This is a genomic window from Paraburkholderia sediminicola, assembly GCF_046026895.1.
Taxonomy (GTDB): domain Bacteria; phylum Pseudomonadota; class Gammaproteobacteria; order Burkholderiales; family Burkholderiaceae; genus Paraburkholderia; species Paraburkholderia sediminicola_C.
The window spans coordinates 52,543-67,721 of record NZ_JAQQEU010000020.1; the positions used below are offsets into that span (position 1 = coordinate 52,543).

The window sequence follows — 15,179 nt, forward strand, 5'->3', positions numbered from 1 at the left end:
GTCAAACGCGAACGCAATCGACGAAGTATTCGATGCGCCCGTTGATCATTTCGCCGACAAGCCCGTGGATGTCCGTGTGGAAACCCGGGAACCGCTCGTTGAATTCGCGCGCGAAACGCAGATAGTTGACGATGGTTTTGTTGAAGCGCTCGCCCGGAATCAGCAGCGGAATGCCCGGCGGATACGGCGTCAACAGGATCGACGTGACGCGGCCTTCGAGTTCGTCGATCGGTACCCGATCGATCTCGCGGTGCGCGAGCTTGGCGAACGCGTCGGACGGCTTCATCGCCGGCTCCATGCTCGACAGGTACATCTCGGTCGTCAGGCGCGCGATGTCGTTCGCGCGGTAGACGCTGTGAATCTGCTGGCATAGATCGCGCAGGCCGACCCGCTCGTACATCGGATGATGCGAAACGAACTCGGGCAGCACGCGCCACAGCGGCTGGTTGTTGTCGTAGTCGTCCTTGAACTGCTGGAGTTCGGTGACCATCGAATTCCAGCGGCCCTTCGTGATGCCGATCGTGAACATGATGAAGAACGAATACAGCCCCGTCTTCTCGACGATGATGCCGTGCTCGGCCAGATACTTCGTGACGATCGCGGCCGGAATGCCGGTCTCGCCGAAACCGCCGTCCATGTCCAGACCCGGCGTGACGATGGTCGCCTTGATCGGGTCGAGCATGTTGAAGCCTTCGGCGAGCGAGCCGAAGCCGTGCCACGGATCGTTCGGGCGCAGCATCCAGTCTTCGCGCGAGCCGATGCCTTCCTCGGCGAACTGGTCCGGGCCCCACACCTTGAAGAACCAGTCGTCGCCGTATTCGGCGTCGACCTTGGTCATCGCGCGGCGGAAGTCGAGCGCTTCGGCGATCGACTCTTCGACGAGTGCGGTGCCGCCCGGCGCTTCCATCATCGCCGCGGCCACGTCGCACGACGCGATGATCGCGTACTGCGGGCTCGTGGACGTGTGCATCAGATAGGCTTCATTGAAGCGATGCTTGTCGAAGCGGCTGTTCTTCGAATCCTGCACGACGATCTGCGAGGCCTGCGAAATGCCGGCCAGCAGCTTGTGCGTGGAGTGCGTGGCGAACACCAGCGCGCCGATGCGCGGACGGCCCGCGCCGATCGCGTGCATGTCCTGGTAGAACTCGTGGAACTCGGCGTGCGGCAGCCAGGCTTCGTCGAAGTGCAGCGTGTCGAGCCATTCGCCCAACATTTCCTTGATCATCTCGACGTTGTAGATCACACCGTCGTACGTGCTTTGCGTGATCGTCAGAATGCGCGGCTTGAGGTTCGGGTTCTTCGCGAGCGCTTCGCGCGCGAACGGATTCGCCGCGATCTTCTTGCGGATGTTTTCCGGCTCGAACTCGCTGCGCGGAATCGGACCGATGATGCCGAAGTTGTTGCGCGTGGGCGTGAGGAACACGGGGATCGCGCCGGTCATCGTGATCGCGTGCAGGATCGACTTGTGGCAGTTGCGGTCCACCAGCACGATGTCGCCCGGCGCGACCGTGCCGTGCCAGACGATCTTGTTCGAAGTCGACGTGCCGTTGGTCACGAAGAACACGTGGTCGGCGCTGAAGATGCGCGCGGCGTTGCGCTCCGAGGCCGCCACCGGACCCGTGTGGTCGAGCAGCTGGCCGAGTTCGTCGACCGCGTTGCAGACGTCGGCGCGCAGCATGTTCTCGCCGAAGAACTGGTGGAACATCTGGCCGAGCGGGCTCTTCAGAAACGCGACGCCGCCCGAGTGGCCCGGGCAGTGCCACGAGTACGAACCTTCTTCCGCGTACTGCACCAGTTCCTTGAAGAACGGCGGCGCGAGCGAATCCAGGTAAACCTTGGTCTCCCGGATGATGTGGCGCGCGACGAACTCCGGCGTGTCCTCGAACATGTGGATGAAGCCGTGCAGTTCGCGCAGGATGTCGTTCGGCAGGTGGCGCGAGGTGCGCGTTTCGCCGTACAGGAAGATCGGAATGTCGGCGTTGCGGCGGCGCACTTCGGTCACGAACGCGCGCAGCGCGACGATCGCGGCGGCCAGCTCCGGCGTCTCGCCTTCCACGACCACGTTGTCGACGTACGGCAGCAGCTCGTCGTCGTCGATCGACAGGATGAAGCATGAGGCGCGGCTCGACTGCTGCGCGAACGAGGTCAGATCGCCGTAGCTCGTCAACCCGAGCACTTCCGCGCCTTCTTTCTCGATAGCTTCGGCCAAAGCCCGGATGCCGGAACCCGAGATGTTCTCGGAGCGGAAATCTTCGTCGATGATGACGACGGGAAAACGAAACTTCATGGGCGATTCTCCAAAAAGAACGACCGCTGCCTCGCGTCAGTGCAGCGGTCACCCGAATAGCTGGTGGGTCAGTGCGCTGCCGGCGTCACGTCTTGGGCAACGTGACGCCGTGCTGACCTTGATATTTGCCGCCGCGATCCGCGTACGACGTTTCACATATTTCATCGCTTTCGAAAAACAGCACCTGGGCGACGCCTTCGTTCGCGTAGATTTTCGCAGGCAGGGGTGTCGTATTCGAGAATTCGAGCGTGACGTGCCCTTCCCATTCCGGCTCGAACGGCGTCACGTTGACGATGATCCCGCAGCGCGCGTACGTGGACTTGCCGAGGCACACGGTCAGCACGCTGCGCGGAATGCGGAAGTACTCGACCGTGCGCGCGAGCGCGAACGAATTCGGCGGGATGATGCAGACATCGCCCTTGAAGTCGACAAACGACTTCTCGTCGAAGTTCTTCGGATCGACGATGGTCGAGTTGATGTTCGTGAAGATTTTGAATTCGTCGGCGCAGCGGATGTCGTAGCCGTAGCTCGACGTGCCGTAGCTGACAATCTTCCGGCCGTCTTCGGAGACGCGAACCTGATCGGGCGCAAACGGCTGGATCATCTTGTGCGACTCGGCCATGCGCCGGATCCACTTGTCGGATTTGATGGTCATAGGTGAACGCTGCTCGACGTGAATGACAGATGTGTGACGGATAGCAACCCGGCGGTGCCGGGCGACTTGCGAATAATTGTGAGCGCCGGCTTCATCACGCGTTGCGGGGTTCGCGGCCCGCGCCGCATAACGCTCGAACGCAGCGCTCAAACGGACCGTGCCGCGGCCTTGGGCCTCGCGTTGAACGGCATCTTGCCGCCGGGCGCCTCAACGGAAGGCGCTTATTTTACGCGATCACGGCGATGCTGCTGCAGGCGCGCTATGAAGGGCTCGCGAGGAACCGGCAAGATGGACTGGGGAGCCGCTGCCCACCGGCTCACTGACGAATCACGCCGCACGCGATCGCGGCGCCCGCGCCATGTTGCGGATAGGCGTACGGGTCGGTCGCGTCGTGATGCAGCACCACCGCGCGCTGCAGCACCGAGCGGATGCCGTCGAGCGACACGTCCGGCGCGACGATGAAGCCGGTGGCCACGCCGTTCGCGTCCGCATGAATGTTGGCGAGATCGCCTTCCACCCGGGCGCCCGCTTTCAGACGCTCGGCGGCCGGCGAGAATACCTGGCCCGTGCTGGAGCCGTCGGCGGCATTGCAGTCGCCGCGCTCGTGGACTTGCAGCGCGTGGTCGCTATTGGGCGGCATGCCCGCGAGATTGTAGGTGACCTGCACGCCGTCCGAGCGCTCGATAAACGTCACGAGGCCGCGCGCCTGATTGCCCACGGTGGGCAGCAATTGCGCGTCGGCGCGCTTTTCCTGTGGTCTCAGGAACACGCTGCAACCGCATAACAGCACGCAGCTGGCAGTCAGGACGATGAACGCATGCACCGCCTGCCCGTCGATTCGTTTTCCCATGCGATCCTCTTGCCGGCCTGGCGCCCGCCCCTGCGGGCGCCGAGCCGAACCTGTGAAGTCGACATGATACCGCGAGACCAGGCGCAAAAATGCGCCTCGACCCCTTGTCCGAACGGCTGCTCAGGTGTTCTGCACAACGATGCTGGGAAACTTCGAGCTCATGTCGCGAGCCCGCTCGGCGATATGGATCGCCACCTTGCGCGCGATCGCGCGGTAGATCTGCGCGATCCGCCCGTTCGGGTCCGCAGCGACGGTCGGTTTGCCCGAGTCGGCCTGCTCGCGGATGCTGATGTCGAGCGGCAGGCTGCCGAGCACGTCGACACCGTATTCCTTGCCCATCCGCTCGCCGCCGCCGGCGCCGAAGATATGTTCTTCGTGGCCGCAGTTCGAGCAGATATGCATGCCCATGTTCTCGACGATGCCGAGGATCGGAATACCGACCTTCTCGAACATCTTGAGCCCCTTCTTCGCGTCGAGCAGCGCGATGTCCTGCGGCGTCGTGACGATCACCGCGCCCGTTACCGGCACGCGCTGCGACAGGGTCAGCTGGATGTCGCCGGTGCCCGGCGGCATGTCGACGATCAGGTAGTCGAGGTCCTGCCAGTTCGTCTGACGCAACAGCTGTTCGAGCGCGGACGTGGCCATCGGGCCGCGCCACACCATCGGGTTGTCCTGCTCGATCAGGAAGCCGATCGAGTTGGCCTGCAGGCCGTGGCCGGTCATCGGGTTCATCGACTTGTCGTCGGGCGACTCCGGGCGACCGGTGATGCCGAGCATCATCGGCAGCGACGGGCCGTAGATGTCGGCGTCGAGCACGCCCACCGAAGCACCTTCGCTCGCCAGCGCCAGCGCCAGATTCACGGCGGTCGTGCTCTTGCCGACGCCGCCCTTGCCGGACGCCACCGCGACGATGTTCTTCACGCCCGGCAGCAGCTTCACGCCGCGCTGCACGGTATGCGCGGCGATTTGCTGGGACACTTCGACGCGCGCGTTCGCCACGCCCGGCACGGCGCGCAGCGCCTCGGCGAACTGCGTGCGGATCGCCTCGAACTGGCTTTTCGCCGGATAGCCGAGCACCACCTGAAGGCTGACGGCGTCGCCTTCCACGGCCACGTTCCTGATATTTTTGGCGGCCGCGTAGGGCAAGCCGGTGTTGGGGTCAGTGACGGCTGCGAGGGCAGCGTCGACCAAAGCCCGATCGATACTCATTGACACTCCGTGGGGGACACGTCCTGGCGCGGTGCAAATCGCAAAATCAGCCCGCGCCGGAATTTGAAAGAAATTGTTAGACGGGATTGCGAAAACCAGGCGTGCCGGGCACCCTTCGGGCAGGCGGGACACCATGGGGGTCGCATCGCTCGGTACTTCAAGCCTTATTGTAGTGGCTGACGCCAAGCCCTGCCGGAAGACCCTTCTTCGCTGTCGGACCGGCGCGATGAAAAGCGTAGGATTCAGGTCGTTCGAGCGCTTGCAGTCATGCCGTCACGTTCGCCGAAAAGCTTGGGCCGCTCACTCCCGTGAACATGTTACCCGCTGGTTTGTTCGCTTCACTCAAGAGGAATTCAAAATGAATGCAAAAATCATGACTCGCGTGGCTGTGTTCGCCGTCGCCGGCTCGCTGCTGGCAGGCTGCGCCACTCAACAGGGCACCGACACCGCCGTCGGCACCGGCGTGGGCGCCGGTACGGGCGCGGCGCTCGGCGCCATTTTCGGCGGCGGCAAGGGCGCGGCGATCGGTGCGGGCGTCGGCGCGGCGGTCGGCGGCGTTACCGGCTACAACTGGCAAAACATTCACAACCGCCTGTCGGGCGCCACCAAGGGCACCGGCACGCAGATCACCGAGCAGCCGGACGGCTCGCTCAAGCTGAACATCCCGAGCTCGGTCACGTTCGACACCAGCAGCTACGCGATCAAGCCGTCGTTCGCGCCTGTGCTGGACCAGCTCGCGCAAACCTTGCAGCAGAATCCGGAAGTCGTCGCCGCAGTGGTCGGCCACACGGACAGCACCGGCTCGCCGCAATATAACCAGACGCTGTCGGTCAATCGCGCCCAAAGCGTGACGGGCTACCTCGCGCAACGCGGCATCCCGCCGCAGCGCCTGTCCGCGACCGGCATGGGCCCGAACCAGCCGATCGCCGACAACAATACCGAAGCCGGCCGTGCGGCGAACCGTCGCGTCGAAATCTATCTGCGCGCCACCGCGCAGCACACAACGCAATAAGGACGGGACTTCAGGAGCATGACGAAGGCGGGGGGCGGGGCTCGCCCGCGCCGCCCGCCGCGGCCGTAAAAAGCGCCAGAAGGAAATCTCGTACGAAGACGAAAAAAATTTCGAACTCTGCCGGAAATCCGCGGTCTGTCTTTACGGTACGTGGCTGGCGAAGCCGCCGCGTCACCATTCTCCTCTTGTCGTTGTTGCTCCGGGGTTTAATCACCCCGGTTTTTTTTGGCCGCGCGGTTTTCGCACCCCGGTTTTCGCACCTCGGTTTTCTCGCTTTCCACACCCGGGTGTCACGCCCGTCCACACCGCGACAACCCCGCCGCGCGCCCACGCAGCCCATCCGCGTCGGACGGCCGCCCTGCTAGAATCAACCTTTCGTCCCACCGCAGGCTCCCACCATCCTTATGTCAGCACCCGCAACCGATCTCTCCGCAGGCGCGCCGTCGAGCCGTCGCCAGATTCTCGTCACGTCGGCCCTTCCGTATGCGAATGGGCAAATTCATATCGGCCATCTGGTCGAATATATTCAGACGGACATCTGGGCCCGGACGTTGCGAATGCACGGTCACGAGGTCTATTACGTGGGCGCCGACGACACGCACGGCACGCCGGTCATGCTGCGCGCGGAAAAAGAAGGGCTCACGCCGAAGCAGTTGATCGACCGCGTGTGGCAGGAACACAAGCGCGATTTCGACAGCTTTGGAATTTCGTTCGACAACTACTACTCGACCGATTCCGAAGAGAACCGCGTTCTCAGCGAAAACGTCTATCTGGCGCTCAAGGAAGCGGGCCTGATCGAGGCGCGCGAGATCGAACAGGCGTACGACCCGGTCAAGGAAATGTTCCTGCCGGACCGCTTCATCAAGGGCGAATGCCCGAAATGCGGCGCGAAGGACCAGTACGGCGACAGCTGCGAAGTATGCGGCTCGACCTACCTGCCCACCGAGCTGGTCAATCCGTACTCGGTCGTCTCGGGCGCCACGCCGATCCGCAAGACCTCCACGCACTACTTCTTCCGCCTGTCCGATCCGCGCTGCGAGAATTTCCTGCGTCGGTGGGTCGGGGGCCTGGCGCAGCCGGAAGCCACCAACAAGATGCGCGAATGGCTCGGCGACGCCGGCGAAGCCAGACTCGCCGACTGGGATATCTCGCGCGACGCGCCCTACTTCGGCTTCGAAATCCCGGGCGCGCCGGGCAAGTATTTCTACGTGTGGCTGGACGCGCCGGTCGGCTACTACGCGAGCTTCAAGAACCTCGCCGAAAAACGCGGCATCGACTTCGACGCGTGGGTTCGCCAGGGTTCGAAGGCCGAGCAGTACCACTTCATCGGCAAGGACATTCTGTATTTCCACACGCTGTTCTGGCCGGCCATGCTGGAGTTCTCGGGCCACCGCACGCCGACCAACGTGTTCGCGCACGGCTTCCTGACCGTGGACGGCGCGAAGATGTCGAAGTCGCGCGGCACCTTCATCACCGCGCAAAGCGTGATCGACACGGGCCTGAATCCCGAATGGCTGCGCTACTACTTCGCGGCCAAGTTGAACAGCACGATGGAAGACCTCGACCTGAACCTCGACGACTTCCAGGCGCGCGTGAACAGCGATCTGGTCGGCAAATACGTGAACATCGCAAGCCGCGCCGCGGGGTTCCTGATCAAGCGTTTCGAAGGCCGCGTGCAGGACAGCGCGATGCAGCACCCGCTGCTCGCCACGCTGCGCGCCGCGCTGCCGCAGATCGCCGCGAACTACGAGGCGCGCGAGTACAACCGCGCGCTGCGCCACACCATGGAACTGGCCGACGCGGTCAACGCGTACGTCGACACGGCCAAGCCGTGGGATCAGGCAAAAGACCCGGCGAACGCGGTCGCACTGCATGAAACCTGCAGCGTGAGCATCGAGGCGTTCCGCCTGCTGTCGCTCGCGCTGAAGCCGGTGCTGCCGAAGCTGGCCGAAGCGGTCGAGGCTTTCCTCGGCATCGAGCCGCTGGTGTGGGCCGACGCCAACGTGCCGCTCAGCTCCGCGCGCCCGATCAACGCGTACAAGCATCTGATGACGCGCGTCGATCCGAAGCAGATCGAAGCGCTGCTGGCGGCCAATCGCGATTCGCTGCAAGCCACGCCGGAAGCGGCGGCGCCCGCTGACGCGAAGACCAAGGCAAAGGCCAAAGCCGCGGCCACGGCGGCCGGCAACGACGAAACGCCCGGCGTGATCTCGATCGACGACTTCGCGAAGATTGATCTGCGCGTGGCGAAGATCGTCGACTGCAAGGCAGTGGAGGGTTCGGACAAGCTGCTGCAACTCACGCTCGACGTCGGCGAGGAGAAAACCCGCAACGTGTTCTCCGGCATCAAGTCGGCGTATCAGCCGGAGCAGCTGGTCGGCAAGCTGACGGTGATGGTGGCGAACCTCGCGCCGCGCAAGATGAAGTTCGGCCTGTCCGAAGGGATGGTGCTGGCGGCCTCGGCCACCGACGAGAAAGCCGAACCGGGCCTGTACGTGCTCGAACCGGACAGCGGTGCGAAACCGGGCATGCGCGTGAAGTAGCGCGCGCGGGCGTCGGTCGCGGGCTTTTGCGCCGTGAACCCTGCATGAAAAAACGGCACGCTTTGAAAAGCGTGCCGTTTTTTTTGGCGCGGGCTCTTGCCGGGCCGAGCGGCGGCGGGCCGAGCGGCGCATCCGGTGGCAGCATCACCACAACGACTTGAACCGGTCGAACCGCCGCGTGTACAGCACATCGGCCCCGTAGAACGTGCCGCCGTACGCCACCACCGACCAGTAGCGCGTCAGGTTGATGGTCGCCTTGATCGCGTTGCTCGCCGACTGCAATCCTTGCTCGTAACCGATCACGAGCCACTCGTTGATCGCCTTCGACACCATCACCACTTGCGGATCGGTCAGCCCGACTTCGCTGCGCCCAATCGAAAACTCGTCGAGCCCGACGGTCTGGGCGATCCGCTGGCCGGTCGTGCTGCCGAGCAGCGCGAGCGCCGTCGTCATCGTGCTTTGCTGGCCGAGGTTGTTGCCCTGATCGGTGCCGTGGCCGAACAGCAGCCACGAGAGCTTTTCGTTATCCGGCACGCTCGGCTCCGAGACCAGCCGCGCCACCGGCGACTGCGCCGTGCCCGACACCTGCACGCCCGCCTCGACCTGCTGATTGCGGCGCATCGCCAGAATGTTGATGCCGGGGTTGGTCACCGGACCGTTGAACGTGAAAAAGCCGTTCTCGATGGTCAGCTTGCGGCCGAACGCGGTGTAGGTCGAACCCTGCGTGACGCGCACGTTGCCGACCGCGCGCAGCGGCACGTTCGGCGCGCTCATCGCGGTGATCGTGCCGGTCAGGCCGAGATCGGCGCCCTTCCCGCGGAAGCGGAAATCATTGCCAAGGCTCAGTTCGACGTTGGCGCGCGGCGCGAACGGGCTGACCGGCTGATTGCCGCCCGCCACCGGACGGGGCTGCCCGCCCGATATGGTGCCGTCCGGACGGATCACCGCCACGTCGTCGCCCAGGCGCGGCGCGGCCTGCTCGGGCAGATCGAACAACGCGTGATCGACCACGAACTTGCCGTTGATCGCCATGCCGCGCTCCGCGCCGCCATTCGCAACGCTCGCGCTGCCCGACAGCGACAGATTGCGATCCGGCGCCGCGAACAGTTCGAGCTTGTCCGCGACGATGCTCGCGGTCACGTCCGGCTCCGCGCCGTCCAGGCGCACGCGGCCGGTGGCGCGCAGCGTGCCGCTGCCGCCGTGGAACTCGACCTGCTGGAAGTCCACCAGGTTCTGCGACAGCGCAATGCGCACCACGCCGTCCTTTAGCTGCACGCCCTGGTCGACCACCGTCGCGGACAGGCCGTCGCCGGTCAGCGCGCCGGTCAGACTCGGCCTGGCCACGGTGCCGCCGAGCGCGAGCTTGAGCGCGAGACGCCCGTCGAGCAGATAGCTCGGGCCGAACAGGCCGCCGGTCGTTTTCAGCGACGGCACATCGGCTTTCACGTTGCCCGACAACGCGCCTTCTTCGTTGAAAGTCAGCAGGCCGTCGCGCATGACCAGCGTGGTGTGCGCGTCGGCGTCGATCACGCCGAGCCGGCTCGCCTGCGCGTGCAGCGTTGCGTTGAGCCGGTTGCCGCCGGTGAATTCGGCGCGCGTGCTGATGTCGGCAATCCCCATCGACGCGAGGCCGCGGCCGATTTCGACCGTCACGTCGCCGCTGCGCCGCCGCAACTGGATGTGGCCAGTCGCGGTGGCGCCGAGCGAGAAGTCCCAGTCGCCGTCGAACACCAGATCGGTCCTGACGTGCGGCGGCTCGCCGGTGATCTCGTGGCGCAACTCCTGTAAGCGCGCGACCGAAACGTCCGTCAAGCTGCCCGCCGACTGGATTTTGCCGTAATCGAACGCGAACGATTTCAGGCTCAGCACCGCGCCTTCGATGCTCAGGCGGGTCGTGCCGAGTGTCAGCCGGCTCGGCGCGGCGCTCACGGCGAGCGGCGATTGCAGATTCAGCGCCGGGGTGCCTTTGTTTTGCAGACGCGTGACCGTGCCGTCCCAGCGCGTGCCGTCGCGCGCTTCGGTCAGCTTGCCGTTGGCGGCGAGCGTCAGATACAGCGGACGGTCCTGCAGCTTGCCGGTCGCGGCGGCTTCGAGCGTGTGATGGGCGCGCGTGCCGGACAGGCGCGCCGTGAGCGTGGCCAGATCGACGCCGCCCGCGCTGAGATTGCGCGCGTCGGTGGTGAAGGCGAGCGCGCCGTTCGCGCCGTCGCGCAACTCGGCGTGGCCTTGCGCATGGCCCAGCCGGTTGCTGCCGAACACCACGCTGTCGGCCTTGTAGTTCAGCACGACGTTCGGATGCGCAAACGAGCCGGTGACGTCGCCATCGGCGGCGACGACGCCCGCGAGGCCGAAGCCGAGCCGCTCGAGCTGCGGTGCATCGACGCGAAACCGCAGGCGGTCGCCGCTTGCGCCGAAGCTGCCCTGCAGATCGACCTGGTTGCCCGCCACCGACAGATTCGCGCGGCTCGGCAAGATCCGCGAGCCGGCCAGCTGGATCGTGCCGCCGCCGGTCAGCGGCAGGTTGTCGTAGACGCTCGGGCCGAGTTTGAATTCGGCCCGGGTGGTAAAGACCGGGCCGAGCATGCCGGCCGCGGTGAGGGTGCCGTTCACGCGCGCTTCGATCTTGCGCGCGGGCGGCGGCGTTCTGCGCTGAAGCACTTCGGTCTGCACTGCGGCTTTGGCGGTGTTTTTCGCCATCGCGGCGGCCTGATCGCCGGGCGCCGCGCTTTTCGCGCCGGCCGTGCTGCCCGCCTCGGCCACGGCCTGCGCGGCGGGCGCGGCGGGCGCGGCCCGCGCGCGTTGGGCGCTGCCCGCCGCGGGCGACGGCGCTGTCACCGGGGTGCGCGACGGCATCTGCGAAGTCAGCGTCAGCGGGTCGAAATCGGTCAGTTGCGCCTTCAGGTTGTAGGTGGAATTCGCGTCGTGCTTGAGCGCGCCGGACAGATCGATGCGGCCTCGGCCCGACGTGATGCGCACGTCGTTGAAGCTCATCCGGGCCGGGTCGAACGTCACCTTGCCCTGGGCGCGCAACGCGGCGCGCGGGTCGGCGAGATCGAGTGTGAGGCTCTGGATGTCGTCGTTCAGGCGGATGCCGACCGACCCGGATAACTGCGTGGGCCGCACCGTCGCTTGCAGCGCGTTCAGGTCCAGGCCGGCGACGCGCAGATCGAACTGCCCGCGCCGGCCCGTCAACGTGCCGCCGCCGGTGATCCGCGCGTTTTTGACGATCCGCACGTTCAGGTTCGACAGATGCTGCGCCTGGGCGTCGAGCCGCACATCGGCGTTGGCGTCGATCAGCGGCAGCAGGTGCTGGTCGATCGCGCCGGGCTTGGCGTTGACGATCGACACGTGCCCGGCGACCGCGAAGCCCGCCGCGCGTGGGCCGTCGGCGTGGGCCGCGGCGCCGTGTCCGCCGTGGCGGGTGGCGGGAGGCTGCGTGAGGCTGGCGGTGTGGTCGGTGGCGGCGGCGCTGCTTTGAACGGGCGCGCTGGCGGGGTGGCGCGCAGCACCCGCTACCGCGCCGCTAGCCGAACTCGCCGCCCCGACTCCGCTTGCTGCCGCGCCGCCCTGCTCCACCGGCTGCAAATCCGCGCGCACCGCCAGATCGGCCAGCGGCGCGCCGGGCGCAAAGGCTTGCGGATTGACGTGATCGAAGGTCAGCGTCGCGCGTTGCAGGGGCACCGCGCCGAACGGCGTGGCCTCGACCCGCGCATGGCCGGCGAGCTTCATGCCGGTGGCATCGAGTTCGGCGACCAGTTGTTCGAGCGAGCCGCTCAGATGGCCGCCCACGGCGACCGCCTCATCGTTGACCTTACCCGCATAGCCGACCTCGCCGGTCAGCGGAAACGGCCGCACGCCGTCGAGTTTCGCCGACGCCGTCAGCGCGCCGAACGGCGTGTCGAGCCGTTCGATCGCGGCCTCGTGATGGCGTCCGTCGCTGCGTCCATGAAACGCGAAGCGCGACAGCTCGGTCGTCGACGCGCCCTGATGCAGCAGCAGCGTGTCGACCCGCACGTCGCGAATCTCGAGCTGCATCGGCAAGCGCAGGTTCTGCGGCAGCTTCAGCGGCTCGCTGCTGGTCGACGACGACGCGCCGATCCGCGCGTCGATCGTGCCGACGTGCAGGTAGTCGACGGTGAAGCGCCACGGCTCGCGGGCGAGCGCCCAGCGGCCCGCCACACGGTCGATCTGGATATCGGTGCCGCTGCCGTCGAGACTGCGCCAGCGCACTTGCCGCAGCTGCACACCGTTGGCCAGCGTGCCGCCTTCCAGCGTGCCGCCGAGCTTACCGCCCAGCAGCTTGACCGCCGCCTGCCACGCATAGGCGGTGCCGCGCTCCGTGGTCAGCGCGCCGTATAGCAGGCCGACCACCAGCGCGAGCAGCAGCACCAGCATGGCCACCGTCGATGCGAACGTTTTCAGCAGCACGCGGCCGAGCCCGCGCCTGGGCGGTGGCCCGGAGGGCGGCTGCTGGCCGGGCGGACTGTCGCCAGGCGGCTGCGCGGAGGGTGGGTCGGCTGCGTCCGTGGTCATGCGCGATTCGAGTCAAAGCGGTTGTTCATCAGAAAGCGATGCCCAGCGTCAGATAGGGCCGCACGCTGTGGTTGCGGATCCCGTAGGCAAGGTCGACATTGACCGGCCCGACCGGGCTGCGCCAGCGCGCCCCGACGCCGACGCCGGGAAAAAAAACCTTTTCGCCCCAGGTGTCGGTGGCGGTGCCGATATCGAAGAATGCGGCCGCGCCCCAATTGTGCGAGAACCAGTGCTGATACTCGGCCGCCGCCGTGACCAGATATTTGGTCGGCAGAACCGACCCGCCGACGTCGTTACCGATGCTCTGAAACCCGTAGCCGCGCACCGAGTTCGAACCGCCCGCGCGAAACAGCAGCGAAGCCGGGATGCCGCTCGAACTGCCGCTCGTGAACACGCCGCCCAACTCGGCGCGGATCAGCACGATGTCGTCATGGCCGATCGGCAGGTACTGCTGACCGCGCGCATAGCCGCGGATGAACGTCTGGTCGGTCAGCACACCCTTGATCGCGAAGCCCGCCTCGACGTGGATCAGGTTGCCCCGGCGCGGGAACAGCGGGTCGTCGGTGTCGCGGCGGGTCCACGACCAGGCCGGTACCAGCGCGTGGGCCGTGGTGGGCGGCGCCGTGTTCTGGTCGAGCCGGTCCTGGTAGTACAGGAGCGAGTAGTTGTAGTCGAGGAACTGCGAGCTGCGGGAGCGCTGCACGCCGCCCCGGATGCTGTAGATGCGCGTGTCGGACACGTCGGTGGTGGTATAGGACGCCAGCACGCTATTGGTCCACGCGCGCGGCCCCGGCGGCATCGACAACTGGATTTGCCCGTACTGCTGGGTCTTGTCGGCGCGGCCTTCGACCGTGAACGGCCACGCCTTGCCGAACGTGTTCAGATACGAGAACGCGCCCTGCACCAGCGGGCCGTTGTCGGTCGAATAGCCGACGCCGCCGCGAAAGCTGTGGAACGGAAATTCGGACACCTTGACGTGGACCGGCGTGTCGATCGGCTTGGCCGGGTCGTTGTCGAGGTCGATCGCGACGCTCGCGAAGTACGGCGTGTTCTGCAACTGCCGCTGCAATTCGGCCACGCGGCGCGTGTCGTAGACATCGCCGGGGGAAATCGGATTGACGTTGTGGACGATCGATTCCGGATAGCGCCGCGTGCCCGACACATCCAGCTGACCCATCGTGAAGGTCGGTCCGCTGTCATAGACGACCGACAGCCTGGCTTCACGAGTGCGCGGATTGATCAGCGCTTCGGAGTGGTAAATCTTCGCGGCGAGATACCGGCGCGACTGCAGCACCCGCAGCGACGCGTTCTTAGCGTCGTCCCAGTCGCCCTGCGTGAACGGCTGGCCTTCGTGCAGCGAAAACGCGAAGCGGGTAGCGTTTTCCTGCGCCGTGTCCTCGGTAAGCACCGCGCCTTGAAATGTCAGCTCAACCGACTTGACGATGGTTTGCGGGCCGGGATCGACGTTCACTGTCACGTGGCGCGTGTTGTCGACAGTGCGCACGTCGGTGCGCACGACCGGCGTGAAATAGCCCTGCGTCGCGGCCAGATCGCGCACCTGCTGCGGCGTGGCGGTAATCAGGAAAGCGAACTGGTCGTCGCTGATGTCGGGGCGTTTGGCGAAGCGCGCAATATCCAGATGCTGCTCGAGCAGTTTGCGCAGCGAGCGCGGCGTGGCCACCACGTCGACCTTGTAGCTGGCCGGCGTGCGCGCGGCCTGCGCGGTGCCGGCGGCCAGCGTCAGCACGACGATGCCGAAGGCCAGCCACGCGCGCAAGCAACGCAATACGTGCGACAGGGGCGCAACCCGCCCGCGCCCCGAACCGGCGTTGCCGCGCCGCAAATGCGGCTTGTCGATCGCACACCCCGCCAAGCAGGACCTCCGGCCTTGGTTGATGAATTCTTTCTCGCGCCCGTCCGCGCGGCGGCGGGCAAGGCATGCTATTTGACCACATCGGCGCGCCGCGAACCCTCTAAACGAGGCGCCGCCGTCGTTTTTCGACCGCGCGCGGCGCATGCGGTAAAATTCCGGAATAACGGCGCCGCGCCCCCGGGTTTCCACCGGGCAGCAGCCACCTCACCCACCCACG

8 protein-coding genes are annotated in these 15,179 nt (G+C 66.0%); 2 read left to right on the top strand and 6 right to left on the bottom strand.

The window, feature by feature from the left end:
• Nucleotide 1: 1 nt before the first annotated feature.
• The 4 genes from PQR02_RS16430 to apbC form a co-directional block, all read right to left on the bottom strand.
• Nucleotides 2–2,287: an Orn/Lys/Arg family decarboxylase gene (locus PQR02_RS16430; RefSeq protein ID WP_408232669.1), complete on the bottom strand. Its 2,286-nt coding sequence runs from the start codon at nucleotides 2,285–2,287 to the stop codon at nucleotides 2–4.
• 85 nt (nucleotides 2,288–2,372) lie between these two features.
• Complete coding sequence (gene dcd, locus PQR02_RS16435; protein WP_149671537.1) at nucleotides 2,373–2,942, bottom strand: dCTP deaminase; 570 nt, start codon at nucleotides 2,940–2,942, stop codon at nucleotides 2,373–2,375.
• A 316-nt stretch (nucleotides 2,943–3,258) separates the two neighbouring features.
• Nucleotides 3,259–3,792 carry a superoxide dismutase family protein gene (locus PQR02_RS16440; protein WP_408232673.1) on the bottom strand — a complete coding sequence of 178 codons (534 nt, stop codon included), beginning with the start codon at nucleotides 3,790–3,792 and terminating at the stop codon, nucleotides 3,259–3,261.
• Between the two features lie 120 nt (nucleotides 3,793–3,912).
• Entirely contained in the window at nucleotides 3,913–5,001 is a 1,089-nt protein-coding gene (gene apbC, locus PQR02_RS16445) for an iron-sulfur cluster carrier protein ApbC (RefSeq protein WP_408232676.1), read from the bottom strand.
• 358 nt (nucleotides 5,002–5,359) lie between these two features.
• On the opposite strand from apbC, the gene PQR02_RS16450 reads away from it, so the two are divergent.
• A complete protein-coding gene (locus PQR02_RS16450) occupies nucleotides 5,360–6,013 on the top strand; it encodes a YiaD family glycine zipper/OmpA-like lipoprotein (protein ID WP_408232679.1) in 654 nt (217 codons plus the stop codon).
• A gap of 404 nt (nucleotides 6,014–6,417) precedes the next feature.
• The gene (metG, locus tag PQR02_RS16455) at nucleotides 6,418–8,556 is read left to right on the top strand and encodes a methionine--tRNA ligase (RefSeq protein WP_408232682.1); all 2,139 of its coding nucleotides are present in this window, start codon (nucleotides 6,418–6,420) and stop codon (nucleotides 8,554–8,556) included.
• Nucleotides 8,557–8,700: 144 nt separating this feature from the next.
• Here the strand turns inward: metG and PQR02_RS16460 are convergent, their stop codons facing one another.
• Both PQR02_RS16460 and PQR02_RS16465 read right to left on the bottom strand, forming a co-directional pair.
• Entirely contained in the window at nucleotides 8,701–13,089 is a 4,389-nt protein-coding gene (locus PQR02_RS16460; protein WP_408232685.1) for a translocation/assembly module TamB domain-containing protein, read from the bottom strand.
• Nucleotides 13,090–13,117: 28 nt separating this feature from the next.
• Entirely contained in the window at nucleotides 13,118–14,962 is a 1,845-nt protein-coding gene (locus tag PQR02_RS16465; RefSeq protein ID WP_408232688.1) for an autotransporter assembly complex protein TamA, read from the bottom strand.
• Nucleotides 14,963–15,179 lie beyond the last annotated feature (217 nt).

Excerpts from the sequence above, each read along its gene's own strand:
- PQR02_RS16430 (WP_408232669.1), bottom strand. The coding sequence starts at position 2,287 with ATGAAGTTTCGTTTTCCCGTCGTCATCATCGACGAAGATTTCCGCTCC.
- dcd (WP_149671537.1), bottom strand. The coding sequence starts at position 2,942 with ATGACCATCAAATCCGACAAGTGGATCCGGCGCATGGCCGAGTCGCAC.
- PQR02_RS16440 (WP_408232673.1), bottom strand. The coding sequence starts at position 3,792 with ATGGGAAAACGAATCGACGGGCAGGCGGTGCATGCGTTCATCGTCCTG.
- apbC (WP_408232676.1), bottom strand. The coding sequence starts at position 5,001 with ATGAGTATCGATCGGGCTTTGGTCGACGCTGCCCTCGCAGCCGTCACT.
- PQR02_RS16450 (WP_408232679.1), top strand. The coding sequence starts at position 5,360 with ATGAATGCAAAAATCATGACTCGCGTGGCTGTGTTCGCCGTCGCCGGC.
- metG (WP_408232682.1), top strand. The coding sequence starts at position 6,418 with ATGTCAGCACCCGCAACCGATCTCTCCGCAGGCGCGCCGTCGAGCCGT.
- PQR02_RS16460 (WP_408232685.1), bottom strand. The coding sequence starts at position 13,089 with ATGACCACGGACGCAGCCGACCCACCCTCCGCGCAGCCGCCTGGCGAC.